The 25,170-nt window shown below is 71.1% G+C and carries 24 protein-coding genes; 14 read left to right on the top strand and 10 right to left on the bottom strand.

The features are described 5' to 3' along the window. Positions 1–24: 24 nt before the first annotated feature. Together AB0F88_RS22780 and AB0F88_RS22775 are read right to left on the bottom strand one after the other, a co-directional pair. Positions 25–762 carry a glycosyltransferase family 2 protein gene (locus AB0F88_RS22780; protein WP_362687289.1) on the bottom strand — a complete coding sequence of 246 codons (738 nt, stop codon included), beginning with the start codon at positions 760–762 and terminating at the stop codon, positions 25–27. 323 nt (positions 763–1,085) lie between these two features. After that, positions 1,086–1,370 carry a hypothetical protein gene (locus AB0F88_RS22775; protein ID WP_344917597.1) on the bottom strand — a complete coding sequence of 95 codons (285 nt, stop codon included), beginning with the start codon at positions 1,368–1,370 and terminating at the stop codon, positions 1,086–1,088. A gap of 230 nt (positions 1,371–1,600) precedes the next feature. Between AB0F88_RS22775 and AB0F88_RS22770 the strand changes: the two genes are divergently transcribed. The 9 genes from AB0F88_RS22770 (at position 1,601) to AB0F88_RS22730 (ending at position 11,433) form a co-directional block, all read left to right on the top strand. Then, a complete protein-coding gene (locus AB0F88_RS22770; RefSeq protein ID WP_362687286.1) occupies positions 1,601–3,049 on the top strand; it encodes a helix-turn-helix transcriptional regulator in 1,449 nt (482 codons plus the stop codon). Then, positions 3,049–3,954 (top strand): aminoglycoside phosphotransferase family protein, encoded by a 906-nt coding sequence (locus tag AB0F88_RS22765; protein ID WP_362687283.1) that lies wholly within the window; start codon positions 3,049–3,051, stop codon positions 3,952–3,954. Before AB0F88_RS22770 ends, AB0F88_RS22765 begins: the two co-directional genes overlap by 1 nt. A 23-nt stretch (positions 3,955–3,977) precedes the next feature. After that, positions 3,978–4,421 (top strand): SRPBCC family protein, encoded by a 444-nt coding sequence (locus AB0F88_RS22760; protein ID WP_362687280.1) that lies wholly within the window; start codon positions 3,978–3,980, stop codon positions 4,419–4,421. A gap of 177 nt (positions 4,422–4,598) precedes the next feature. Continuing rightward, on the top strand, positions 4,599–5,345 hold the full coding sequence (locus tag AB0F88_RS22755; RefSeq protein ID WP_362687277.1) for an IclR family transcriptional regulator: 747 nt from the start codon (positions 4,599–4,601) through the stop codon (positions 5,343–5,345). A gap of 191 nt (positions 5,346–5,536) precedes the next feature. Continuing rightward, on the top strand, positions 5,537–6,712 hold the full coding sequence (locus AB0F88_RS22750) for a 4-hydroxybenzoate 3-monooxygenase (RefSeq protein ID WP_362687274.1): 1,176 nt from the start codon (positions 5,537–5,539) through the stop codon (positions 6,710–6,712). 345 nt (positions 6,713–7,057) lie between these two features. Next, complete coding sequence (locus tag AB0F88_RS22745; protein ID WP_362687271.1) at positions 7,058–7,714, top strand: DUF998 domain-containing protein; 657 nt, start codon at positions 7,058–7,060, stop codon at positions 7,712–7,714. Positions 7,715–7,936: 222 nt separating this feature from the next. Next, complete coding sequence (locus AB0F88_RS22740) at positions 7,937–8,914, top strand: phosphotriesterase-related protein (protein WP_362687268.1); 978 nt, start codon at positions 7,937–7,939, stop codon at positions 8,912–8,914. Between the two features lie 66 nt (positions 8,915–8,980). Beyond that, complete coding sequence (locus AB0F88_RS22735) at positions 8,981–10,423, top strand: WGR domain-containing protein (protein ID WP_362687265.1); 1,443 nt, start codon at positions 8,981–8,983, stop codon at positions 10,421–10,423. A 98-nt stretch (positions 10,424–10,521) separates the two neighbouring features. After that, positions 10,522–11,433 carry an MOSC N-terminal beta barrel domain-containing protein gene (locus tag AB0F88_RS22730; RefSeq protein WP_362687262.1) on the top strand — a complete coding sequence of 304 codons (912 nt, stop codon included), beginning with the start codon at positions 10,522–10,524 and terminating at the stop codon, positions 11,431–11,433. Between the two features lie 131 nt (positions 11,434–11,564). On the opposite strand, the gene AB0F88_RS22725 is transcribed toward AB0F88_RS22730, so the two are convergent. Next, the gene (locus tag AB0F88_RS22725) at positions 11,565–12,968 is read right to left on the bottom strand and encodes a family 16 glycosylhydrolase (RefSeq protein ID WP_362687259.1); all 1,404 of its coding nucleotides are present in this window, start codon (positions 12,966–12,968) and stop codon (positions 11,565–11,567) included. Positions 12,969–13,040: 72 nt separating this feature from the next. Next, on the bottom strand, positions 13,041–14,453 hold the full coding sequence (locus AB0F88_RS22720; protein WP_362687256.1) for a ricin-type beta-trefoil lectin domain protein: 1,413 nt from the start codon (positions 14,451–14,453) through the stop codon (positions 13,041–13,043). An 811-nt stretch (positions 14,454–15,264) separates the two neighbouring features. Between AB0F88_RS22720 and AB0F88_RS22715 the strand changes: the two genes are divergently transcribed. Together AB0F88_RS22715 and AB0F88_RS22710 are read left to right on the top strand one after the other, a co-directional pair. Next, a complete protein-coding gene (locus AB0F88_RS22715) occupies positions 15,265–15,810 on the top strand; it encodes a GNAT family protein (RefSeq protein ID WP_362687253.1) in 546 nt (181 codons plus the stop codon). A gap of 3 nt (positions 15,811–15,813) precedes the next feature. Further along, complete coding sequence (locus tag AB0F88_RS22710) at positions 15,814–16,011, top strand: hypothetical protein (RefSeq protein ID WP_362687250.1); 198 nt, start codon at positions 15,814–15,816, stop codon at positions 16,009–16,011. 181 nt (positions 16,012–16,192) lie between these two features. Here AB0F88_RS22710 and AB0F88_RS22705 read toward each other — a convergent pair whose 3' ends face one another. The 3 genes from AB0F88_RS22705 to AB0F88_RS22695 form a co-directional block, all read right to left on the bottom strand. Next, a complete protein-coding gene (locus AB0F88_RS22705; protein ID WP_362687247.1) occupies positions 16,193–16,714 on the bottom strand; it encodes a TrmH family RNA methyltransferase in 522 nt (173 codons plus the stop codon). A 339-nt stretch (positions 16,715–17,053) separates the two neighbouring features. Further along, positions 17,054–19,492, bottom strand: coding sequence for a Tex family protein (locus AB0F88_RS22700; RefSeq protein WP_362687244.1), 2,439 nt, complete (start codon positions 19,490–19,492; stop codon positions 17,054–17,056). A 127-nt stretch (positions 19,493–19,619) separates the two neighbouring features. Next, on the bottom strand, positions 19,620–21,359 hold the full coding sequence (locus tag AB0F88_RS22695) for a sialidase family protein (RefSeq protein ID WP_362687241.1): 1,740 nt from the start codon (positions 21,357–21,359) through the stop codon (positions 19,620–19,622). A gap of 191 nt (positions 21,360–21,550) precedes the next feature. Between AB0F88_RS22695 and rpmG the strand changes: the two genes are divergently transcribed. Together rpmG and AB0F88_RS22685 are read left to right on the top strand one after the other, a co-directional pair. Next, positions 21,551–21,715 carry a 50S ribosomal protein L33 gene (gene rpmG / locus AB0F88_RS22690; RefSeq protein ID WP_329084587.1) on the top strand — a complete coding sequence of 55 codons (165 nt, stop codon included), beginning with the start codon at positions 21,551–21,553 and terminating at the stop codon, positions 21,713–21,715. A 2-nt stretch (positions 21,716–21,717) separates the two neighbouring features. After that, complete coding sequence (locus tag AB0F88_RS22685) at positions 21,718–21,963, top strand: type B 50S ribosomal protein L31 (RefSeq protein ID WP_362687236.1); 246 nt, start codon at positions 21,718–21,720, stop codon at positions 21,961–21,963. 159 nt (positions 21,964–22,122) lie between these two features. On the opposite strand, the gene AB0F88_RS22680 is transcribed toward AB0F88_RS22685, so the two are convergent. From AB0F88_RS22680 to AB0F88_RS22670, 3 genes are all read right to left on the bottom strand, one after another. Continuing rightward, entirely contained in the window at positions 22,123–22,704 is a 582-nt protein-coding gene (locus AB0F88_RS22680; RefSeq protein WP_362687233.1) for a cellulose binding domain-containing protein, read from the bottom strand. Between the two features lie 150 nt (positions 22,705–22,854). Beyond that, complete coding sequence (locus AB0F88_RS22675) at positions 22,855–23,904, bottom strand: lytic polysaccharide monooxygenase (RefSeq protein WP_362687230.1); 1,050 nt, start codon at positions 23,902–23,904, stop codon at positions 22,855–22,857. A 396-nt stretch (positions 23,905–24,300) separates the two neighbouring features. Beyond that, positions 24,301–24,780 carry a GNAT family N-acetyltransferase gene (locus tag AB0F88_RS22670; RefSeq protein WP_362687227.1) on the bottom strand — a complete coding sequence of 160 codons (480 nt, stop codon included), beginning with the start codon at positions 24,778–24,780 and terminating at the stop codon, positions 24,301–24,303. Between the two features lie 155 nt (positions 24,781–24,935). Between AB0F88_RS22670 and AB0F88_RS22665 the strand changes: the two genes are divergently transcribed. Further along, positions 24,936–25,154: an EF-hand domain-containing protein gene (locus tag AB0F88_RS22665; protein ID WP_362687225.1), complete on the top strand. Its 219-nt coding sequence runs from the start codon at positions 24,936–24,938 to the stop codon at positions 25,152–25,154. Positions 25,155–25,170 lie beyond the last annotated feature (16 nt).

Here is a 25,170-nt window from a genome sequence, read left to right as displayed (position 1 = left end):
AGAACTGGCCGGCATCCGCGCGGGTCAGGCGGTGGCGTGGGTGGCGTGCTCCTGCCGCAGCCGGAGGCCGCCGACGCGTCCCTCACGCTCGCGGAGGATGGTGCGGAGCACCCGCAGGCCGTCGCGGACGGCGTGCAGGTTGCTGGCGCCGTGGATGCGGCTGCGCTCGTGGCTGGGGACCTCGCGGATGACGAGACCGGCCTGGGCGGCGCGGATGTTCATGAGGGTCTCGATCTCGAAGCCGTCGCAGTCGAGGTCGAGCGCGTCGAGGTGGCGGGCCCAGAAGGCGTTGTAGCCGTAGCACAGATCGGTGTAGCGGGTGCCGTACAGCCGGTTGGTGATCTTGGTCAGCGCCGTGTTGCCGAGCGAGCGGATCGGGCTGATGTCGTCCGAGCCTCCGCCGGGGGCGCAACGGGAGCCCTTGGCGAAGTCGGCGCCCTCGACCAACGCGGTCACGAAGGCGTGGATCTCCCGGCCGTCGGTGGACCCGTCGGCGTCGATCATGACGATGATGTCACCGGTCGCGGCGGCGAAACCCTCGGTGAGAGCGTTGCCCTTTCCCTTACGGGTCTGGCTGACGACGCGCAGTCCCGGACGGAGGGACTTGGCCACGGCCACCGTGTCGTCGGTGGAGTTGCCGTCGACCAGGATCACCTCGTCGATCCAGGACGGCAGGGTCGCGAAGACGTGGGGGAGGTTCTCCGCCTCGTTCATGGCGGGGACGACCACGCTGACACTGAAGGCAAAGGGGGCGCTGTTCATGGTCACAAGGTCTACCGAACCGCCTGCAGAACGCTTGAAAGCCTCTTGCAACCCCGTATGTGACGGAGGATCGTGCCTGTTGACCTCCCCTTGGGGACGGCGGGAAGGTCTCTTCGCCAACCGTTCCCGAAGGGGAGGCGCGACCCGATGTGGATCGCCGGGGGTCGTCAGAAGGGGAGCGTACGACCCGAGGGGCTGCGCAGATCGAGCGGCACCGGCTCACGGGGCGGACGCGGACGTTGCACGACCAGGATCCTTTTCACGGTGCCGCTCCATTCTGGGCTTGATCACCGGGTGTTACCCATGTCAAGCCCAAGAATCACCTATCTCCGTATCACATGAAGAACACTGGCCACACGCTCCGCGGCCGTCGCGACGTCCTCCGCGTGGCCGATGCGCCCCGCCCAGGACAGCCAGAACCACCACTCGCCGTCCTCCTCGTGGGCGGCGAGCACGTCCTCGGTCCTGGCGGGGGCCATGGGGTTGATCACATGAAGCCGTGGATAAAGCCCTGCGGCCGACCTCAGCCGCACCTGGAAGGCGTGGGCCTCCAGCTGGGCGGCCAACCGGCGCAGGTGGTCGATGCCTTCGCCGTGCTCTGCCATCATCCGGATCACTCCTGGCGGACACTTGTGACTTGCTTCTTTGCAGAGTGCGGTTTTGCGGCACTTGAGGCAATCGGTCCCTCCGCAACCCCCCTCGGGAACAGTGGAATAGACCGGAAAGTCGTTGATGTTCCGTGGAGAAACCGCGAATAAAAGGAACGTCGCGCACAGCCGCGTTTACGCTGAGGTGCGTGTTTGTTAATGTTGTGTAAACAGCGACCGGGAGGGGCGCCGTGGCCCGAGGTGAGCATTCCCCCGCGTGCGCGCGACGATGGCGGGAGCAGGCGGCGTCCAGGCAGTGGACCCACTGGCAGACCGCGCAGGCCATCCACGGCTGCTGCGGGGCGAGCCTGCTCAAGGCACACCGCCTGGCCAGGGGATGGTCGGCCAGGCAGTCCGTGCAGGAACTGGAGGAGCTCTGTGAGCGCCAGGACCTGGGCGAGGCGCGGGCCAGCATCGACCTGCTCAACGCCTGGGAGAACAACCGGGCACGGCCGCGCCCGCAGACCATCGATCTACTGGCCCGACTGTACCGCGCGAACGCCGTAAGACTAGGCCTGGCCGGAGATTACTGCGAGGACGGCGGGGGCACCAAGGTCGTGGTCGTCTCCGGCGGCGAGGCCCGCGCGCCGTACCAGACGGAGGAACGGGAACGGTCCGAGGACGACATCGAGCGGCGGGCGCTGTTCCACCACGCCCTGCTCGGCTCGAAGTCCGTGATGACCGGCCGGCTGCTGGCCGAGGTCGAGCGGACCCGCCAGGACCTGGACCGTACCCTCGCCCTCGCCACCGTCTCCGAGGAGCAGCTCGACCGGCTCGACGAGCAGGTGCTGCGCTACCGGCGCGAGTACATCAGCAGCGCGCCGCTGCCGATGCTCTACCGGCTCATGCTGGAGCTGTCGGACGTCCGGATGCTCTCGCTGGCCCGCCAGCCCGCGATGGCCCAGCGCCGCCTGCTCAACGCCACCGTCATGCTGGCGCTGCTGTCGGCCGACGCGCTGATGAAGCTCGGCGACACCCGTCAGGCCCACGCCTGGTACGGCACCGCGCGCAACGCCTCCGACGACATGGGCGACGTGCGGCTGCGCGCTCTCGTCCGGGCGCAGCAGGCGATGCTCCCCTACTACTACGGCGACCTGGCCGAGACCGTGCGGCTGGCCCGCGAGGCCAGGATGCTCGCCGGCAGCGCGCCCAGTTCCCCGGCGGCGCTCGGCGCGGCGGCGGAGGCGCGGGCACTGGCCCGGATGGGCGAGCACAAGGCCGCCAGGGTCGCGCTCGCCGAGGCGGAGCGGATCTTCGCCAGGATGCCCCCCGAGGGCCACGACCACCTGGCGTTCCGCTTCTCCGAGCGGCGGCTGCAGTTCTACCGGATCGGCACCCTGATCGAGCTGGGCGAGGACGTCGACTGGAACCCGGGGCCCGCCGGGCCCTCGATGCCGTACGCCATCGACCCGGTCCTCCTCCTGCTCGACCAGGCCGCGCACCTGGTCCGCGACGGCAAGATCGACGACGCCTGCCACCTGGCGGAGAAGGCGCTGCTCCAGGTCCCGCCGGAACACCGCACCTCCATCGTGCTCAACCGCGCGCGGGCGCTGCTGTCGGAGGTGCCGCAGACCAGGCACAGGGCGGCGGCGGTGCGACGCCTGAACGACCTGGTCACCGGCGCGGCACCGGTCGGCTGATGAACTCGCTCGCCGAGGAGGCGTTCACCGTCCTGCGGGAGGTCTGCGAGGATCTCGGCATCGACCACAGGGACGCGGAGTTGCTGCGGGTGCGCAGCAACGCCGTCTTCAAGCTGCGCAGCGAGATCGTGGTCAGGATCGCCACCGCTCCCAACGCGCTGACCCGGCTGCCGCTGGTCCTCGCGGTGGCGCGCTGGCTCGCCGAGCAGGGGTTTCCCGCGGTGCGCCCGGCCGACGAGATCTCCGAGCAGCCCGTGGTGCACGAGGGCAGGGTCGTCACCTTCTGGCACTACGTTCCGGCCAGCGGCCGGCCCACCACCACGGAGCTGGGTGAGATCCTGCGCAGCCTGCACCTGCTGCCGGTCCCGCCGGTGGCGTTGCGGCGTTTCGTCGACCCGCTGTGCGAGGTGCGCCGCGCCGTGGACCGATCCGAGGAGCTGACCTCCTGCCAGCGGGCCTGGCTGCGCGACCGCATCGCGGAGCTGACGGAGCGCTGGTCGGACCTCGGCGTGGACGACGCGCCGGTGCTGCTGCACGGCGACGCGTGGATCGACAACCTGCTGCGCTGCACGGACGGCCACGTGGTGCTCTGCGACTGGGACGGCGTCGCGGTCGGCCCCCGCGAGTGGGACCTGGTCCACACCTACCACGGCCAGCGGCGCTTCGGCCTGACCGCCGCCGACGTGGACGCCTTCGCCGACGCGTACGGCAGCGACCTGCGTTCCTGGCCGGGATACTCCACTCTCATGGAGGTCAGGGACATCTACGCGGTGGGCATCCACATCCGCAACGCCGCCGCCGACCCGTTCTCCCGGCGCGAGCTTCCCCGCCGGCTGGATTCCCTCACCCGAGGTGAGCAACATGCCCGCTGGTACATGGCCGAACCCGTTACTGTCTCCCAGTAAAGATCTTAAAACGGGGGCATGGTATGCCAAAGGTCACTCTGCGTAACACCTTTCACGTCCGTAACACCCCGGAGGCGCTCCACGCCCATCTGAGCCAGCCGCAGAGCTACGTGGGGCTCTCGCCGATGGTGGTCGCCGTCAAGGACGTCGAGCAGGGCGAGGCCGAGACCCGCTACACCTCGGTGGAGCGGTTCAGGTTCTTCGGCCTCGTCAAGTACGACAACATGATCAAGGTGACGTTGCGGAGCACGCCGCGGACCGTCGAGGGTGAGGTCGACAGCCCCGGCGGCGTGCGCCTGGACTACCGGTTCACCCTCAACGAGAAGGACGGGGGCACCGAGGTCGAGGACATCCTCGTGGTGCACGCCTGGGTCAGGCCGCTGCTGGGCTACGCCGCGAGGAAGGCTCGCGAGGTGCAGCTCGCCCGCGCCGGGGTCCTCGCCTCCCGCCTGGGTTCCGCTCCCTAGACTCCGTCCCCCGGGACCCTCTCCCCGGATTCCTCTCTCCGGATTCCTCTCCCCGGGTTGCGCCTCCCGGGTTCCTTTCCCCGGACCTCGCTTCGAGTTCCGCCCCGGGTTGCGCCTTCCGGGTTCCGCCACGGCCGGCGCGGCGGGATGCGCGGGCCAGGACCTAGGCTGGGGCGCGTGAGGGCGCCCACGGTCACCGGGAAGGTCATGGCCATCCTCGGCGCGTTCCTGCCGGGAGACGTGCGGCTGACGCTCACCGAGATCTGCCGCCGGGCCGAGCTGCCGCCCGCCACCGGCCACCGGCTGGTCAGGGAGCTGGTGGAGGGCGGGTTCATGGAGCGGCTCCCCGACGGCTCCTACCGGGTCGGGATGCTCCTGTGGCAGATCGGCGCCCAGGCCGCGGAGCCGAGGGAACTGCGCGAGCTCGCCCTGCCGTACATGGAGGACCTCTACGCCGCCACCCGCGAGAACGTGCAGCTCGCGGTGCTCCGCGACGACCGGGCACTGTACCTCGAGCGACTGCGCGGGCCCACCTCCGTGCCGGTCGTCTCGCGCGTGGCGGGGGAGTTGCCGCTGCACGCGACCGGGGTCGGCAAGGTCCTGCTGGCCTTCGCGGATCCGGAGACGGTGGAACGGGTGCTCGCCGGGGAGCTCACCGCGCACGCGCCGAACACGGTGGTGGACCCGGCGCGGCTCCGTACCGAGCTGGAGGAGGTCCGCAGGACCGGGATCGCCCGTACGCAGGAGGAGATGTCGGTGGGCACCTGCTCGGTCGCGGCGCCGGTACGGGGGGCGGGCGGCCGGGTGGTGGCGGCGCTGTCGCTGGTGACCTGGCGGCACACCGCCGATCCGCGACGGCTGGCGCCGGCGGTGCTGTCCGCCGCCGCCGCGCTCTCCCGCGACCTCGCCGCCGCTCCCCGCTGAGCGTTCGCGGCCGCTTCGCGCCGCCTGTCTCCCGTCGCCGGTGTTTCCCGCCGCCCGGTTCCCGCTCCCGCCGGACGTCCGCGGCCACCTCTGTCTCCCGCTCCCGCCGACGTTCGCTCTCGCAGGGTGGGGTTTTCCGCTGAGCGGAAGGGGGCGGTATGCGAGGGCGGACGGTACGGGATGCTCGGGGCATGCGAACTCAGGTCGGGATCGTCGGCGCGGGACCCGCCGGCCTGCTCCTCTCCCATCTGCTCCACCTGCGGGGCATCGACTCGGTGGTCCTGGAGGCGCGGAGCAGGGAGTACGTCGAGCAGCGCGTGCGGGCCGGGGTGCTGGAGCAGGGCACGGTGGACGTGCTCGACGAGGCGGGTGTCGGCGACCGGATGCGCGCTGAGGGGCTGCCGCACCACGGCATCGAGCTGCGCTACGGCGGGGCCGGGCACCGCATCGCCTTCGAGAAGCTGGTCCCCGGGCGGGCCATCACCGTCTACGGCCAGCAGGAGGTCGTCAAGGACCTCATCGCCCGGCGGCTGGCCGACGGAGGAAAGATCCTCTTCGACGTTCCCGACGTCGCCCTGCACTCGCTGGAGAAGGACCCCTACCTCACCTTCCAGGGCGAGCGCCTCGACTGCGACGTGATCGCCGGGTGCGACGGCTTCCACGGCGTCTCGCGGCCGTCGATCCCCGAGGGAGTCCTGTCGGTCTTCCAGCGCGACTACCCGTTCGCCTGGCTCGGCATCCTCGCGCGGGTCCCGCCGTCGTCCGAGGAGCTGATCTACTCCCACAGCGACCGGGGTTTCGCGCTGCACAGCATGCGCTCCCCGGAGATCAGCCGCTTCTACCTCCAGGTCCCCCCGGACGCCTCGCTCGACGACTGGCCGGACGAGCGGATCTGGGCCGAACTGCGGGCCCGCCTGGAGACGGTCCCGGGGTTCGCGCTGGCCGAGGGGCCAATCATCTCCAAGGACCTGTCGGCGATGCGCTCGTTCGTCGCCGAGCCCATGCGTCACGGCAACCTCTACCTCGCCGGGGACGCCGCCCACATCGTGCCGCCCACCGGCGCCAAGGGACTCAACCTGGCCGTCGCGGACGTCCGGCTGCTGACCGCGGCCCTGGCGGAGTTCTACGCGACGGGCTCCACCGCGCTGCTGGACACGTACTCCGACGGCTGTCTCAAACGCGTCTGGCGCGCCCAGCACTTCTCCTGGTGGATGACGACGCTGCTGCACACCTTGGATGACGACGACCCCTACGGGCGGCGCCTGCAGACCTCCCACCTCGACTACGTCACCTCCTCCGAGGCCGCGGCGACCACGCTCGCGGAGAACTACGTCGGCCTGCCCTTCGACCCCGGAACCCTCCCGTGACTCCCGTCGGGCGGGGCCCGCGCTGAGTCGTCCCCGCGCCGACCGGCGCCCGCGCTGAGTCGTCCCCGCGCCGACCGGCGCCCGTGTTGAGTCGTCCCCGCCTGCCGCGTCACCGCGCTGCGAGTGTCCCGGACGAGCCGCCCCCCCGGACCCCCCCCGGGGGGGCGGAACCCTGAGGGGGAATGCCCTACCATCGCGGGCTTTCGCGCAGTTCAGGAGCGTATATCGGGGGATATCCCCGATGGGCGGGCACTACCCCGTCCCGGGGACCATCCGGGACCGTTCAGGGGCGGCCGGGGGCTGTCTCCGATATTCCGTGATCTCGCTCGTCGCCATCGTTGAGGCATGGGAAGCCAGGCGTTCACGCGGCACACGATGATCCTCGGCGGCTACGCGGCGATCGGCGCGGGAGCCGTCACGATGCTCGGACTGCACGTGGTCACCGGTCTCGATCCGGTGCACACCGTGATCAGCGAGTACGCGTTCGAGGCGGACGGCTGGCTGCTGCCCCTGTCGCTCACGCTCTTCTCCGTCGCGGCGACGATCATCGGGGCCATGCTGGCCCGTCGCGGCGAGGATCGCGCGGTGGCCCTGCTGGTCGGAACCTGGGGCCTGTGCATGCTGCTGATCGGCGCCTTCCCGACCGACGAGCCGGGCGTGCCGCTGTCGATGTCCGGTGGCATCCACAGGTACGCGGCGTTCGTGGCCTTCCTCACGATGCCGATCGCCGGGCTGCTCCTGGCCAGGCGGTACGCGACCAGCCCGTACGCCCGTCCGGTCCGGCTGCTCAGCCTGGCCGCCCTGGGCGTGCTGGTCCTGGTGGTCCTCCCGTACGTGGTGCGGATGCTCGGCGTGGACCTGACCAACGACGACATCCCCGCCGGGGTGATCCAGCGGCTGGTGGTGGGGTTCGAGGTGGCGGTGCTGGCCATGCTGGGGCTGGTGGCCGGTGCCAGGCACGGCCGCGTCCACCGCCCGCTCCCGGCGACCGCCCGCGCCTGACCGTTCCCGCCCGGCCGCTTCCGTGCCGTCCGCTCGCCCCGACCGTTCCCGGCCGAACGTCCCCCCGCGGTCCGCTCGCCCCGACCGTTCCCGTTCGGCCGTTCCCGTGCGGTCCGCTCCGCGTGGCAGATTGACGGTCCCGGCGCCCCGGCCTACCTTCGCAGGAAGCGACCGCTCGGTACGTCACCGCCGTCCGGTCGGACCATCCCCCGGAGGACGCGCATGCCGGTCGTGAACACCGTCAGAGGTCCCGTCGACGTCGCCGACCTGGGCCGGACCCTCATGCACGAGCACGTCTTCGTCCTCTCTCCCGAGCACGTCGACAACTACGGCAGGGGCGCGTGGTGGGACGAGGAGTACCGGGTGGCCGACGCCGTCACCAAGCTCAGGGCGCTGGCGGCCAGGGGCGTGAAGACCGTCGTCGACCCGACCGTGTGGGGACTGGGCCGCTACATCCCCCGCGTGCGGCGGGTGGCCGACCAGGTGCCGGAGCTGAACATCGTCGTCGCCTCCGGGATCTACTCCTTCGACGAGGTCCCGCACCAGTACGAGCACCGGGGCCCCGGCCTGATGATGGACGTGCCCGAGCCGATGGTCGAGGACTTCTCCCGCGACATCGTCGAGGGCATCGCCGACACCGGGGTGAAAGCCGCGTTCCTGAAGTGCGCGATCGAGAGCAAGGGGCTCACCCCCGGCGTCGAGCGGATCTGCCGGGCGGTCGCCCGGACCCACCTGCGGACCGGCGTGCCGATCACGGTGCACACCAACCCCTCCACCGGGAGCGGGCTGGTCGTCCTGGACCTGTTCGTCAAGGAGGGGGTCGACCCGGCCAAGGTCGTGCTCGGGCACTCGGGCGACTCCAACGACCTCGACCACCTGATGCGGCTGGCCGACACCGGCGCGACGCTCGGCATGGACCGCTTCGGGCTGGACGCCTACAACTCCACGGCGTCGCGGATCGCCACCGTCGTCGCGCTCTGCGAGCGCGGCTACGCCGACCGGATGGTGCTCAGCCACGACAGCGCGTGCTTCATGGACTACTTCGGCGACGCCTGGGACGAGGGCATACCGCTGGCCGCGCCGAACTGGCACTTCGGCCACATCCACGACGACGTGCTCCCGGCCCTGCGGGAGGCAGGGGTGAGCGACGCGCAGGTGGACCAGATGCTGATCGACAATCCTCGCCGCTACTTTTCCTGACTTTTCGTTATTTGTCGTACGGCTGCCCTACGCTCCCGGAAAGTCGATCAACCGAGAAGGTGGAGCATGGCCGCGCGGAGCACTTACCTGGAACTGTCCGAGGACGGCGGGAGCTCGCACAAGTTCTACGAGGTCGTGGTCGACGGGACCGAGGTGACGATCAGGTACGGCCGCATCGGCGAGACGGGCCAGGCCAAGGCGTCGGCGTTCGCCAGCGCGGCGAAGGCCGAGGCGGCCGCGGCGAAGAAGATCAACGAGAAGGTCCGCCGGGGTTACGCCCCCGCGGTCCAGGGGGTGCGCCAGCGCCGAGCGGTCACCCGGCGCAGCGTGGAGAGCACCCGCTCCACCGCCACCCAGGCGCCGGTGCTGTGGCGCTTCGCCAGCGGCGCGGCGGCGTTCGGCATCTTCGTCGACTCCGAGCGCTGCTGGGTCGGAAACCAGCGCGGCGACGTCTACACCGTCACCCACGGCGGCACCGTCACCGGCCGCTTCAAGCTGCCCGACGGGGTCAAGTGCATCGTCGGCGACGACTTCTGGATCTACGCGGGCGCCGACGACGGCAAGGTCTACGACCTCGGCGGCAAGGTCCCCAGGGTCGCGTACGAGATCGCCGAGGACGTCGACATCTACTGGCTGGACATCCACGACGGCGTGCTGGGCGTCTCCGACCGCGCCGGGCGGATCACCACCATCGACCACGAGGACGAGTTCCAGTGGGCGCGCAAGGGCAGGGGCGACTCGGCCTGGATGGTCCGCTGCGACGACGAGGCCGTCTACCACGGGCACTCCACCGGGGTGGCCCGCTACGACGCCGCCGACGGAACGCCGGTCTGGGAGACGCCCCTCACCGGCGCGGTGCTGTTCGGCTGGCAGGAGGCCGACTCGGTCTACGCCGGTACCTCGCGCTCGGCCGTGCACCGCCTGCGCAAGTCGGACGGCGCCTCCCAGGCGGTCTACCGCTGCGACGCCACGGTCTTCTCCTGCGCCACGGCCCCCGGCGGCCGGTACGTCTTCGCCGGTGACAACCACTCCTCGATCTACTGCTTCGACCAGAGCGGCGAGCGCCTGTGGAAGCTGGCGACCGGCTGCGGCTCCGCCTTCTCCATGCAGTATCTCGACGACCGCCTCTACATCGTGACCACCGACGGCACCCTGGCCTGCATCGACGCCACCGAGGAGGCGATCAGGGCGGCCCAGGACGGCACCGTCCCCGAGGCCGTGGACGTCAAGGCGTCCGCCGGGCTGGCGGTGGTGGAGCCCACCACCGCGCTGGAGACCGTGACGTTCGAGGCCGTCCCGGACACCGGCGACGGCGTGGTGGTGGAGTGCTTCAGCGAGGGCGAGCGGCTCCGGGTGCGGGTGGTCAGCGAGGGTTACGACGTGCGGCGTAACGTCCAGTTCCCCAAGGGCGTGCGCGAGGCCGGGGCCCGCTATCTCGTCGAGGGCGTCCGTTTCTCCGAGCGGGGCGGTTTCTACCGGGCGTACGGCGACATCAGGCGCCTGCTCTGATCCTCCCGATGGACCGTCGGCGGCAAAACTGACGAGATTTTGTAAGATACTGTCGCTTCCTGGCCTCTCTTCCGGGTGGATGTCCTAGCGTCCGATACATGGTGCATGACTTCCGCGGCGCGGTCCCGGCGAGGACGGGGGAGAACCCCGCAGGTGAAGGCTCGGCTGAAGGCTCGGCGCGCGAGGGGTTCGCGCGGGGGCGCTCGGCGCGCGGCGGGGAGAGCGCGGTCGCCGTCGTCGTGGAACTGAACGTTTTCCCGCTAAAAAGCGCGGGCGGCACCCCTCTGGCCGGCGCCGAGCTGACACCGACCGGGCTGCGGCACGACCGCGAGTTCATGCTGGTCCGGCCGGACCTGCGGCACCTGTCACAGCGGGAGCTGCCCCGGCTGGCGACGCTGCGGCCCGCGTACGACGGCACGGAGCTCGTCGTGGGCGCGCCCGGGGCGGTGGCACCCCTGGTCCACGAGCCGGTGGACGGGCCGGTGCTGGAGGTGACCGTGCACGGGAAGCCCTGCCAGGGCGTGGACCAGGGGGAGGAGGCCGCCGCGTGGTTCTCCGGCCTCCTCGGAGAGCCCTGCCGCCTGGTCCGCTTCGCCGGCACCCGGCCCACCTCGCGGGGCGGCGGCACGCTGGCGTTCGCCGACGCCCACCCGCTCTCCGTACTGTCACGCGAGTCCCTCGACGACCTGAACCGGCGCGTGGACGGCCCGCTGCCGATGAACAGGTTCCGGCCCAACATCGTGCTGGAGGGCCTCGGCCCCTACGGGGAGGACGCGTTGTCCACGCTGCGCGTCGGCACCGCCGAGATCGAGTTCATCAAGCCCTGCGCGCGCTGCGTCATCATCAACGTCGACCAGGACTCCGCACGCAGGAACGGCGAGCCTCTCCGGGTGCTGGCCGGCTACCGGACCCGGGTCTTCGAGGGCGATCGCGGCGTCATGTTCGGCCGGCTCGGCATCCCGCGCGCCCTCGGCACGATCGCGGTCGGTGACACGGTCACCGTGTCGTGAGCGGCGGCGAACGGGAGAAGCCCGTCGCGGGCCGGAACCGAGGGTGCGGGTTCCGGCCCGCGACGGGCCGGGCCGGGTCAGGCCGGGTAAGGCCAGGTCAGGCGAGGTCAGGCCGGGTCAGGCGGGGTCGGTCAGGTGGGGGCGTTCCACTTCTGGTTGGCGGTGCCGGTGCAGGTCCAGATCTGCAGGCGGGTGCCGTTGGCGCTGGACTGGCCGGTGGCGTCCAGGCACTTGTTGGCGGCCGGGTTCACCAGATCCCGGGTCGCGGCGTTGTAGGTCCACCGCTGGGCGGTGGTGCCGTTGCAGTCGTACAGCTGGATCTGCGCTCCGTCGGCGGTGGAGGCGGCGGTGACGTCCAGGCACTTGCCGAGGGCGCGCACGGTGCCGTCGGTGCCCAGGGTCCACTGCTGGGCGGTGGTGCCGTTGCAGTCGTACAGCTGGATGGGGGTGCCGTTGGCGCTGTTGGCGGCGGCGACGTCGACGCACTTGCCGCCGATACCGGTGATCTGGCCCGTGCGGCCGCCGCCGCTGGGCGGGGCGTAGACGCGGACGTAGTCGACGGTGAGCTGCTGGGGGAAGGTGGTGGAGGCGTCGGGCGAGCCGGGCCAGTTACCGCCGACGGCCAGGTTGAGGATCATGAAGAACGGGTGGTCGTAGACCCAGGGGTTGCCCCGCGTGTCGGCGGGGGTCTTCCTGGAGTACTGGACGCCGTCGACGTACCAGGTCACCGCGCCGGGTTCCCAGTCGACGGCGAAGGTGTGGAAGGCGTCGGCGAAGGCCTGGCCCGCGGGGAGGTTGTAGCTGCCGCTCAGCGGGTTGGCCCCGAAGTAGCCGGGGCCGTGGAGGCTGCCGAGCACCTGCCCGGGGACGCTGCCGACGTTCTCCATGATGTCGATCTCGCCGTTGGCGGGCCACTGGGCCCCTCCGGTGCCCAGCATCCAGAACGCGGGCCACATGCCCTTGCCCCGGGGGAGCTTCATCCGCGCCTCGAAGCGGCCGTAGGCGCGGGTGAAGGTCGCGGCGGTGGTCAGCTTGCCCGAGGTGTACTCGCACGAGCCGTACCAGCAGCCGAGTCCGGCGGGGTTGCCCTTGCGCGCGGTGATGACCAGGTTGCCCGCGCCGTCGTGGGCGATGTTCTCGTTGCCGGCCGTGTAGTACTGCCGCTCGTTGTTCCCCCAGCCGCCGCCGCCGACGTCCCGGCGCCACTTGGTGGTGTCGGGGCCGGCGCCGGAGGCGGCGTTGAACTCGTCCGACCACACGAGGGGGCCGGGGGCGGGTGCCGCCAGGGCCCGCTGGGCGGTGGTGCTCTGTGTGGTGGTGCTCTGCGCGGCGGTGGCCTGGGCACCCGCCGGGGAGGGGACGAGCGTGGCGGAGCCGAGGGCGAGGAGCGTCGCGGCCAGGAGGCCGCCGAGCCGCGCGCGCCGCGTCCGCGAGGAACCCTGTGAGTGGCCCGGTGAGTGGCCCTGCGAGTGGCCCGGTGAGTGGCTCCGCGAGGGGCGGGGGCCGGGAAGGGGCGCCGGGCTGGTGGGGATCATCGGCTGTTCCTTTCGATCCGGTGTCCGCTGGAAGCTGGAAGGGCTGAAAGAGCTGGGAGGGGGCGCCATCGCCTAGAAGCCGGCCGTGATGCGGGTGAACTCCCAGTTGGGCTGGGAGATGCCGCTGCACTCGGAGCCCGCGTCGCCGCCGGGGCAGGGACGGTCGCGGTTGACCGCCCAGTAGGCGAAGCGGGTCAGGCCCTTGGACCTGGCCCAGTCGCGGATCTGGGTCCAGGTCTGCGTGGTGGTCAGCTCGCCCTGGTCGGACAGGCCGTTCATGCCGGAGATGCCCATCCGGGCGTACGCCTGCGCGTCGGTCCAGCCGTTGGCGGCCTTGAGCGCGTTCTTCAGGCCCTCGGAGGCGCTGACGGTGGCGTTGTAGATGTTGGAGGCGCCGAAGTTGAACGGCATGATCGTGTAGTTGTCGATCGGCACGTTGAGCGCCCTGGCCTGGTTGATCAGGCGGACACCGGTCGAGCTGGGGCCGTTGATCCCGGTACCGATGGTGACGGCGATCTTGACGTTCGGGTTGTTCTGCTTGACGATCTTCAGGCCGTTGAGGATGCGGTCCTGGACGGTGAAGTTCTCGAACTCGTCGTTGTTCTCGATGTCGAAGTCGACGACCGCGGGGCCGACGGCGTTGATGACCTGCTGCACGGCTCCGGCGTAGGCGGCCGGGGTGGAGCAGTTCGGGCCGAGCTTGTTGCCCGACCAGCCGCCGAAGGAGACCTGGACGCTGCCGCCCGCGGCCTTGATCTGGTTGATCGCGGCCTGGTCGGTGCCGCCGGTCAGCGGCCTGGAGCCGTCCCAGCGCGGGGTGCAGCCGCCGCCGGACAGGATGAACGCCATGGTGAAGGACTTCACACCGGTGGTGCTCATGATCGTCGCCGGGCTCGGCGGGTTGCCCCAGCCCATGTAGAGGTACGGGGCCCCGGCCATCTTGCCGGCCGGCGGGGGGTCCGTGGGCGGGTTGCCGCCGTCGCTCGGGGCGTTCCACTTCTGGTTGGCGGTGCCGGTGCAGGTCCAGATCTGCAGGCGGGTGCCGTTGGCGCTGGACTGGCCGGTGGCGTCCAGGCACTTGTCGGCGGCCGGGTTCACCAGGTCTTTCGCCGCGCTGTAGGTCCACTGCTGCGCCGCGGTGCCGTTGCAGTCGTACAGCTGGATCTGCGCTCCGTTGGCGGTGGAGGCGGCGGTGACGTCCAGGCACTTGCCGAGGGCGCGCACCGTGCCGTCGCCGTTGCGGGTCCACTGCTGTGCCGAGCTGCCGTTGCAGTCGTACAGCTGGATGGGGGTGCCGTTGGCGCTGTTGGCGGCGGCGACGTCGACGCACTTGCCGCCGATGCCGGTGATCTGCCCGGTGGCGGCGGCGGCCGGCGTCGCGGTCGTCACGCCGGCGAGAGCGAGGACGACAACGGTGAACATCCCGCCGAGGGTGGTGGGAAGCGACATGCGACGGCGCCGGCGAGGCGACTGTCCGGTGTCCATGCGCGGATTTCCTTCCGTCTTGGGGAGCGACGTACGGGTGACGCCGCACCCCGGTGGGGACGCGACGCGCGCGTGACGTCACGACCCGTATCAGGGGGTGACATGCGGGTGGTGCCGGACGCGGCGAGCGTGCTTTCCGCGAGCGGCCGCACGGTGGCCCGGGGGGCGGGCCCGCCATACGGCGGCACGCGCTGCTCGGCGCGTCCTGGGCCCTGCCGCGACGGATACGGCAGGGAGAACGAAGCCTTCACGGGGCGGGGGGCGGCCAGTGCGCCTCACACTCGTGACGGGTGTGGTCAGGGCGGCGGGGCGAGCGTGATCACCACGCCCGCCGCCGTCCGGCGTCAGGGGAGCGAGTCATGGGGGTCCCTTCACGGCAAGGTCTCGCTTGCCCGGGACCTTAGGCCAGCCTTCATTCTCAAGTCAATACAAGGAGTAAAAAAAGCGTCACGGCTTCGGGTTCCGGATCGTGCGGAACGCTGTGAACTTGCGGTGAAAAGGAAAGTTTATTTACGGTGGAACTCCTGAAGGGAACGTTCCAGGAGACCGTGCTGTCAGGATCTTCTGTCAGGAAATCCCGGGGCGGGGGCCGGAGAGGCGCATGCGGTCCGGTGCGGCACCGGGCCGGCCACGGCACCGTGCGATCCGGTGCCGCGTGCGGTGCTCCGCGCTCGTGGCGGGACGCCGTCCCGGCCATCCGCGGCGTGGTGTTATTCGGTGTCCTTCCCGACTTTTCGTATGGTGTGATGTCCGGTATACGGCGAGCTCTCTCGCCCGCCGCCCGCCGATCGACAACAGTGGGGTTTCGCTCATGCTTCGTGGAGACAGGGTCCTGCTCAGGGCCATCACCAAGGAGGACCTGGTCCCGCTCCACCGGTTGAACGACGACGTGGAGACGGCGGCCGGAGCCACCACGACGCCCTGGGTTCCCGAGACGATCGACCAGGCCATCGCCCACTACGAGCGGCGCAAGCCCGATCCGGCCAACGTCGACTTCGCCATCCAGTCCCTCTCCGGGGACCTGCTCGGATCCGGCAACGTCTGGGGGATCGACACCCTCAACCGCAACGGGCACCTGGGCATCTCGCTGCTTCCCGAGGCGCGCGGCCGCGGCTACGCCCCCGACGCGCTGAGGCTGCTGTGCGACTACGCCTTCCGCATCCGCGGCCTGAACCGGCTGGGCCTGGAGACGCTCGCCACCAACAGCGCGATGATCGCCGCCGCCGAGAAGACCGGCTTCCGGCGCGAGGGCACGCTCCGCGAGCACGCCTGGGTGGCGGGGTCCTTCGTCGACGAGGCGCTGTTCGGCCTCCTCGCCTCCGAGTTCCACGATCTGCGCACCACGAAGGATCTGTGAGCGATGAGGACCTGGCTTCCGATCGGCCTCGGCGTCCTGCTCGTGCTGGCGGGCGGCCTCTGGGCGCTCCAGGGCCTCGGGTACGTGGGCGGCAGCTCCATGAGCGGTGCGCGGGAGTGGTTCTGGATCGGCCTGGCCACCCTCGCCGTCGGCCTCGTCCTCGCCGTCTCCGCCTTCCGCAGGGGCCGCCGCTCCCGGTGAGCGGAGCCGCCGGCACCGGCCGCCGTTCCCGCGCCGGCGACACGGCGCCGGGTATCGGTCAGCGGCGGTGACACGGCGCCGACGACCGGTCAGCGGCGGCGGTATGGCACCGGGCAATGGCGCCGACGACCGGTCGCCGGTGAGGGCTTCGCACGCCTCACGTTCGCACGCGTGACCCGGTTCAGGTGAACCCGGCCAGTTTGTAGAGGACCAGCGATCCGGCGACGGCCACGTTGAGGCTGGCCCCCGTGCCGATCATCGGGATCTCCACCGCGGTCTCGAGCAGGTCGAGGGCCTCCGGCGGGATGCCGTCACGCTCGTGGCCGAGGACGGCGACCGTGGGGCGGCGGGCCATGGGCAGGTCCGCGAGGCGGACGGCCTCCTCCGCCAGTTCCACGCCGAGGACGTGATGTCCGGCGGAGCGCTGGTCGGCGAGCCAGGTCAACGGGTCGCGCACCCAGTGCACGCAGGCCGGTCGACGCAGGGTGTTGCCCCGGTCCAGGGCCTCGGGGACCCAGGACAGGCGGGGCACGGCCATGCACGCGCCGACCGCGTCACAGGTTCGCAGCAGGGTGCCGAGGTTGAGCCCGTGCAGGGGCCACAGCGGGGCGACGTACAAGTGGCCGAGACAGCGGGGCGGGCGCGGGCGACGGGTCGCCCGCAGGTCCTTGCGGGTGCGGACCCGGATGGCGGGGCCGTTCACGACCGGTCGCGGAGGACCTCCGCGCGGGTGGCAGGAATCATGGTGGTGAACGCTTCAGCGGTGCGTCCGGACCATCGACGACGTCATCTCGCCCCCAGGGTAACGGCAGGGCTCGGGCAACGGTAGAGCCCGGGTAACAGCAGGGCTCGGATCGACCGGCAGGGCCCGGGTCGACGGCAGGGCCCGGGTAACGGCAGGGCCACCGCCGTCGTGTGAAGGCGGTGGCCCTACCGGTCCCGATGCCGCTCGGGTGCCCGCGGTCGTCGCGGCACCCGGTCCGCGCACCCGCGCGGGGCGGTGTGTCCCGTGCGGGTGCGCGGCGGGGTGTCCAGTGGGTGCCTAGCGTTTGCCGCCGGAGCCGTCGAGCCCGGCACGGCGCAGCGCGTCGGCCATCGCGCCGCTCGGCGCGTTGCGCTGCCTGCCGCCGCCGCCCTCCTGGCGCTGCCGGTCGCCGCGACCCTGCCCGCCCTGCCCGCCGCGTCCCTGCCCGCCGCCCTGCCCGCCGCCCTGCCCGCCGCCCTGCCCGCCGCCCTGCCCGCCACCGCGCCTGCCGCCGCCGTCGCCCTGGCGCTGCCCACCGCCCTGCTGGTCGCGCTGGTCGCGCGGCCCTCGGGGGCCTGAGGGCTTGACGTCGTCCTCCAGCCGGAGGGTGAGCGAGATGCGCTTGCGCGGGATGTCGACGTCGAGCACCTTCACCCGGACGATGTCGCCGGGCTTGACCACCTCGCGCGGGTCCTTGACGAAGTTGTGCGACAGCGCCGACACGTGGACCAGGCCGTCCTGGTGCACGCCGACGTCGACGAACGCGCCGAAGGCGGCGACGTTGGTGACCACGCCCTCCAGCAGCATGCCGGGCGTGAGGTCGGAGAGTTTCTCCACGCCCTCCTTGAAGGTCGCGGTCTTGAAGGCGGGACGCGGGTCACGGCCCGGCTTCTCCAGCTCGGCGAGGATGTCGGTGACGGTCGGCAGGCCGAAGGTGTCGTCCACGAACTCCTGCGGGCGCAGGGCCCGCAGCGCCGTGCCGTTGCCGATCAGGGACGCGAGGTCGCCGCCGGTGCTCTTCAGGATGCGCCGCACCACCGGGTACGCCTCCGGGTGCACGCTGGAGGTGTCGAGCGGGTCGTCGCCGCCGCGGATGCGCAGGAAGCCCGCGCACTGCTCGAAGGCCTTCGGGCCGAGCCTGGGGACCTCCTTCAGCGCCTTACGGGAGCGGAACGGGCCGTTGGCGTCGCGGTGCTGGACGATGTTCTCCGCGAGCCCGGAGCCGATGCCGGAGACGCGGGTGAGCAGTGGCGCCGAGGCGGTGTTGACGTCGACGCCGACCGCGTTCACGCAGTCCTCCACCACGGCGTCGAGCGAGCGGGAGAGCTTGGTCTCGGCGAGGTCGTGCTGGTACTGGCCGACGCCGATCGACTTGGGGTCGATCTTGACCAGCTCGGCCAGCGGGTCCTGGAGCCGCCTGGCGATCGACACGGCGCCGCGCAGCGACACGTCCATGCCGGGCAGCTCCTGCGAGGCGAACGCGGAGGCGGAGTAGACGGAGGCTCCGGCCTCCGACACCACGACCTTGGTCAGCCCGGGGACCAGCTTCACCAGCTCGCCGGCGAGCTTGTCGGTCTCGCGCGAGGCGGTGCCGTTGCCGATCGAGACGAGCTCGACGTCGTGCTTCCTCGCCAGCGCGGCGAGGGTGGCCAGCGACTGGTCCCACTGGCGGCGCGGCTCGTGAGGATAGATCGTGTCGGTCGCCAGCACCTTGCCGGTCGCGTCGACCACCGCGACCTTCACCCCGGTGCGCAGCCCGGGGTCCAGCCCCATGGTCGCGCGGCTCCCGGCGGGCGCGGCGAGCAGCAGGTCGCGCAGGTTCGCGGCGAACACGCGCACCGCCTCCTCCTCGGCTGCCTGCCACATGCGCATCCGCAGGTCGATGCCGAGGTGGACGAGGACGCGGGTGCGCCAGGCCCAGCGGACCGTGTCGGCCAGCCACGCGTCGGCGGGCCGCCCCTGGTCGGAGATGCCGAAGCGGTGCGCGATGCGGCCCTCGTAGGTGCCGGTGGGCTCCTGCTCGGGCTCCAGGGTGAGGGTGAGGATCTCCTCCTTCTCGCCGCGGAACATCGCCAGGATCCGGTGTGAGGGCAGCTTGGTGAACGGCTCGGCGAAGTCGAAGTAGTCGGAGAACTTGGCGCCCGCCTCCTCCTTGCCCTCGCGGACCGCCGCGACCAGGCGTCCCTTCGTCCACATCCGCTCGCGCAGCTCGCCGACCAGGTCGGCGTCCTCGCCGAACCGCTCGACCAGGATCGCGCGGGCACCGTCCAGGGCGGCGGCCGCGTCGGCCACCCCCTCGCCGACGAACGCCTCCGCCGCGGCCCGCGGGTCGACGGACGGGTCCGCCAGCAGGCCGTCGGCGAGCGGTTCGAGCCCCGCCTCCCTGGCGATCTGCGCCTTGGTCCGCCGCTTGGGCTTGTACGGAAGGTAGATGTCCTCCAGGCGGGCCTTGGAGTCGGCCGCCAGGATCTGCGCCCGCAGGGTGTCGTCGAGCTTGCCCTGGCCCTGGATGGACTCCAGGATCGCGGTGCGCCGCTCCTCCAGCTCCCGCAGGTAACGCAGCCGCTCCTCCAGCGTGCGCAGCTGCGTGTCGTCGAGCATCTCGGTGGCTTCCTTGCGGTAGCGGGCGATGAACGGCACGGTGGCCCCGCCGTCGAGCAGGTCCACCGCCGCACTCACCTGTCGCTCGCGCACACCCAGCTCTTCGGCGATCCGCTGATGAATAGACGTGGTCACGATCTCTCTTCCTCTGTGATGGCGGTCTCCAAGCTACCGCCTCACCCCCTGGAGGGCCGGAGAGCCGAGGGGACGAATCATCTGAGAGCAGGAAAAGAGCCGTGCGGCTGTACGGGGAGCGGCGAAATCAGGGCAGTACCTCGAGGTTGGGGGACAGCCGGGTCCACTCGACGGTCGCCCCGGCCGCGTTGCCGCCGGGGGTGCCGGTCACCCAGTGCGTGAGCTGGGGACTCTCCCTGCTGTCCTGGACCACCCAGGTCGCCCCGGTGTCGGCGCCGTCCCTGAACAGCCGGGCCGTCCCCGCGCTGTCCACCCGTACCTTCCAGGTCGCCGTCCGGCCGGCCGCGTCCAGCGAGTGGACCTTCTCCCAGACGGCGGAGCCTTTGCGCATCGTCCAGACCCCGCTCCGCTGCACGGTCAGCATGAGCCGCCTGGCGCCGTTCGCCACCTTCGCGCCGAGGCACACACCGTTGCCGGTACGCGGGTCGAGCGCGCTGTCGTCGTCCACCCGGCCGCGGAACTCCAGGGTGAAGTCGCATCCCTTGGAGGCGTCGAGGGGGAAGGACGCCCGGCACGCCGCGGTGCCGGTGCTCGCGAGCCGGAGCCCGCCACCCGCGATCCGCGCGCCGCCGGCCAGCGTCCAGCCCTTCGCGTTCGCGCCCGTGGTCCAGTCGCCCGCGGCGAGGGGCGCGCCGGAGAGGGGACGGGAGATGTCGAGCCTGGCGACCTTGATGTTGGTCTGGTTGTGCTCCCAGACGACGAAGAACCGGCCGGGCTCGTACTCGTCGGCGCTGGGGTAGACGTCCCATCCCCGGGCCGCGCCCTTCGTCAGGCGGGGGCCGTCGGCGAAGAGCCGCGCCGGCTCCCAGGGCTCGCCGGGCCGCCTGACCTTGTAGTAGAGCACCTCGCGGTACTGGTCGGGCTTGCTCGCCGAGGAGCCGGTGAACGGCCCGGCCAGCGTGTTGAAGATGGCCAGGTGGCGGCCCGCCGAGTCGCGCGTGAAGAACGTCTTGACGTAGTAGTTGGGCAGGTCCGCGTCCAGCCTCAGCGGCGACCACGTCAGCCCGCCGTCGGTGCTGGTCGCCGTGGCGCTGTGGGCCGCTCCCGAGCGGTAGCGGGCGTCGCGCGCCGCCGCCGAGGTGCCGCTCCTCAGGTCCAGGGCGCGGGTCACCATCACGAGCGTCCCGGGGTCGTCCTGGGAGAGCGCGATCTGCGGCTCCTCGATCGCCACCCCCGGCGGGTTCTCCGCCATCCCTCCGGAGGTCCAGGTCACCAGGTCGGCCGAGCGCAGCACGCCCGCCCTGTTCGTGCCGTCCGAGTGCCGCCAGTACGGCACCAGCCACACGCCGCCGAACCGCAGCGGCCTGCCCGCGACGACCACGCCCCTGCCGTTGTCCGGCACGTCGACGGTGACGGGGAAGGCGGTCCACGTACGGCCGCCGTCGGTGCTCCTCCTGACGGCCGGCGAGGTGGGGAAGCCGTCGACCTCGCCCTCCCGGTCGCGGTCGCGCTCGACGGAGATCACGCCGAGCAGCGCGTACAGCGTGCCCGCGTCGTTGAGGAGGATCACGTAGTGGTAGCGGGTCGTCGCGGTGGCGGCGGCGAGCGTGCCCACCGTCCAGGTCAGGCCGCCGTCCTGCGAGCGGGCGCACATGATGGAGCCCTGGTCGGTCGGCGCCGGGTCCCGCGCGTCCCGGACCCCGGCCCGCCAGGCGACCACCAGCCGCCGGTGGTCCAGGGCGACGATGTCGGGAACCCTGTTGCCCTCGTGGGCGAGCTCCCCGTCGGGACTCCTGTCCACCGTGCCGTACACGGTGACGGGAGGGCTGACGTCCGATCCGACGATCTCGGTTTCCGGCCACGGCATGGATCACAGCGAACAGGGGGCGGATGGACGGGAGGTTGCCGGAGGGTGAAGCCTGCCCGGCCGTCGTCCCGCGCCCGGGAACGGTGCCGTCCCGCGCCCGCTCCACGTCCGTCCCGGGGGCGGGAATGTCCAGCCAATGAAAACCGTTATCATCGGCATCGTGCGACCCGCCAACCCGAGAGGAGCCGACCGTGGCCAGGAACGAGGTGCGCTCAGTGATCAAGCTGAGGTCGACCGCGGGCACCGGTTTCACCTACGTGACCCGCAAGAACCGGCGTAACGACCCCGACCGGCTCACCCTCGTCAAGTACGACCCGATCGTCCGCCAGCACGTTCCGTTCCGAGAGGACAGATAGTCATGAAGAAGGGCATCCACCCTGACTACCGCCCGGTCGTCTTCCGCGACCCGAGCGCCGGTTTCGCCTTCCTGACCCGTTCGACCGTCGGCAGCCGCAAGACCGTCGAGTGGGAGGACGGCAACGTCTACCCGGTGGTCGACGTCGACGTCTCCTCGGCGAGCCACCCCTTCTACACCGGGCGCAGCCGGGTCGTCGACACGGCCGGGCGCGTCGAGCGCTTCAAGCAGCGCTACGCCAAGCGCTGACGCCGGACCGATCCCGGCCGGTCCGGCCGGCCGGGGCCGCGTCTCGCGTCTGCCCTCCACCGGCGTCTCGGGTCTGCCCTCCACCGGGGTACGCGGCGGCGGTGGGAGTGCCGCGTACGGTCCGAGCCGGTGGGAGCCCGGGCAGGGCCGCCGGTCCCGTCAGCCGCAGGTGATCTCGGTGAAGGTCGGGGGAGTGGCGGCGGCTCCCACGAAGCCGATGTCGGAGACGGTCTCCCCCGGCGGCAGCGACGGCTTCTCCACAGGAGCGTGGATCATCGCGACGGGACCGCTCTGCATGTGGGTACCGTTCCAGGACTGCCTGAAGGTCGCCTCGCGCGGCTGCATCCACTGGATGTACCAGTCACGCATCGGCTGGTCGGTGGTGTTGCTGATCGTCGCGGCGCCCCGGTAGCCACCCGGCCATGACTCCACCAGGGTGACCGTCGCCCGGCACCTCGCGGAGGCCTTGGCGGTGGTGTCGCGCTTGGAGGTTCCGTGAACGGGCGTGGAGGGCGAGGACGCCTGGGTGTCTTCGTGAACCGACGGGGATGCCGGGGTGTCTCCGTGAACCGACGGGGACGCCGGGGCGTTGGGGGAGGGCGCGGAGGGCGCGGAGGGCGGGTGCGCCACGGCGTGCCCGCCCTCCGCCGTCCGGCCGGCGCAGGCCGCCGCGACCAGGGCCACCGCCGCTCCGAGCGAGACGAGACCCAGCAATGGGGCGATCTTCGTGGTGGGCGGCACGGGACTCTCTTCCGTCCTTTCACGAGGCGCGGCGGTCCGGCGGTTCGCCGGCCGGTCCGCCCCCGCTCTGTTCTGCCGGACCGGCACAACAGAGCGGGGGCGGGCGCGGGTCGGTCCCCGCCGGTGCGTACCGGCGGGGACCGCGTCCCGCTAGGGGCTGGTGCAGGTGACGGAGGGGGAGCCGCTGGTTCCCGTCCCGGTGAATCCGAAGGTGGTCGAGGCGCCGCCCGCTATCGTGCGGTTCCACTCGGCGGGCTTGGCCGTGACGGTGGACCCGGACGTGGTGTGCGTGGCGCTCCACAGGCTGTTCACCGCGCTGCCGCTGTTGAGCGTCCAGCTCGCCGTCCAGCCGTTGAAGGCGGCCGTGCCCGTGTTCCTCACGGTCACCTCCCCCTGGAAGCCGCCCGACCAGGTGGTGACGGTCCGGTAGGTGGCGGTGCACGCGCCGGGTCCGGGCGTCGGCGTCACGGTCGGAGTGGGAGTGGGGGTGGGGGTGGGGGTCACAGTGGGGGTGGGGGTGGGCGTCGGGTCGGTGCCCGTCCGGCCGACGCCTGTCACCTCGCCGTTGCCGCCGTCGAAGACGACGTCGGAGCAGTTGTAGAACGTCTCCGCGCTGTCGGAACGCTTCCACACCGAGTAGATGATGTGCCGGCCGGACTTGCCCGACGGGAGCCTGGCGTTCCAGTAGTAGTGGGCGTCGTTGGTGCCCGGCGAGCCGACGCTCTGCGGGTGGTCGGCCGTGTGGAACGGCTCGCTCTCCAGGTCGTCCCAGGTCAGCGCCCGGTTGGGGTTCCAGCCGTCCTTGGTGATGTAGAGGTAGAACCAGCCGGGGTGCGCGGCCCACTTGTTGTACTTGAACTGGATGGACGCGCCCGAGGTCAGGTGCGTCACCGGCCAGTTGGCGCTCGGGAGGTCGAACCCGCTGTAGCCGGGGTTGCCGCCGCTGCACACCTTGCCGTCGGGGATGAACCCGCGGGTTCGCCCGGCTCCGTCGGACCGCAGCAGGCTGAACCAGTTGTACAGCGAGTTGGCCCCGCTCTGGGCCACCGCCGCCGAGCACGCCTGGTTGATCGGCACGATGTTCCCCTGCGGGGAGAGACCGTCCTGCCAGCAGAAGAAGGTCCGGCTGCCGGGCGTCATCATGGCGCCGTGCGCCGAGGCCGGTAGGGGAACGAGGACGACGGCAAGAAGCGCGGTCATGAACGTGACCACACCGGCGACAGCCATACTTCGCCATTTACTCACAGAATTACCCTCCCTTTCGAGGGGTGACGAGTCGCTGATCAATGGCGGTGAGGCGCTCACGCGAGACGGACTCTAGGTCGCCGATCCCGGCATGTAAACGGAGTGTTTCTCCCGTGGTGCGGCAACGGCTCGTCGTACCAGCTCAGGGAGGAGGCGCGGTGGTTTCGCGGGATGAAAGGTTCACGGCCGGAGCGTGTCCCGGCGGGATTTTCCCGCTCGGGCCTCCCGGGAGACAGGAGAACCAGGAGAAACGGGAGAACGAAAAGACCGGCCGGAAGGGTGTTCCGGCCGGTCTTCGCGGTGAGGGCGGGCCCGGGGTGAATTCCTTTTCCCGGTACGGCTCCGGTACGGCTACCGCGTGCCTCCCGCCGCGACCTTCTCCAGCGCGGGGCCGGAGAGCCGGTACCTGTCCCATTCGTCGACGTGTTCCGCGCCGATCGCCCGGTAGAAGTCGATGGCCGGGGTGTTCCAGTCGAGCACCGACCACTCGAAGCGGCCGTAGCCGCGCTCCACGCAGATGCCCGCCAGCGTGGCGAGCAGCTGCTTGCCGTACCCGCCACCCCGGTGCTCGGGGTGGACGAAGAGATCCTCGAGGTAGATGCCGTGGGTGCCGAGCCAGGTCGAGTAGGAGACGAACCAGATCGCGAACCCGGCGGTCCTCTCCCCGTCGACGGCGATGTGGCAGAACACGCTGGGAGAGGGGCCGAAGAGCGTCTCGTGGAGCATGTCGGCGGTGGTCTCGACCTTGTCCAGCGCTCTCTCGTACTCCGCGAGTCCGCGGATCATGTCGATGATCGCCGGTACGTCGTCCGGCGTTGCGGGGCGAATCATGCCCGCAGTCTAGGCGCGGGCCGAGGACGAGCCGACCTTGAAAAAGGATTTTTGGTGATAAAACGTGTTATATAGGGCCACTTGGCTGGACGGGGGGTTCCTCCCGTAAGTTGTCTGCTGATCGAAGTGCGGGTCGTTGAGAGAGGTGGGTCACCATGTCGACAGAGCCCAACGGGGAGCGGTTGGCGGAGCTCAGGCAGGCGTTCGCGGCCATCGACACCGATGGCGACGGGTTCATCACGGAAAGCGAGTTCGGTGAGCACTTTCCCGCCCTGCCCGCCGAGGCCATCGGGTCGCTGAACCAGAACGGCGACTCTGACGGCGACGGCCGGTTCTCCTTCGAGGAGTTCGTCCGCCTGGTCGCCCGCGACTGATCCGTCTCCGGCACCC

The sequence above is a fragment of the Streptosporangium sp. NPDC023963 genome (assembly GCF_040639135.1).
In the GTDB taxonomy this organism is placed as follows: Bacteria; Actinomycetota; Actinomycetes; order Streptosporangiales; family Streptosporangiaceae; genus Streptosporangium.
The sequence above is the reverse complement of the archived record's forward strand: the minus strand, read 5'-3'. Positions and strand labels throughout refer to the sequence as shown.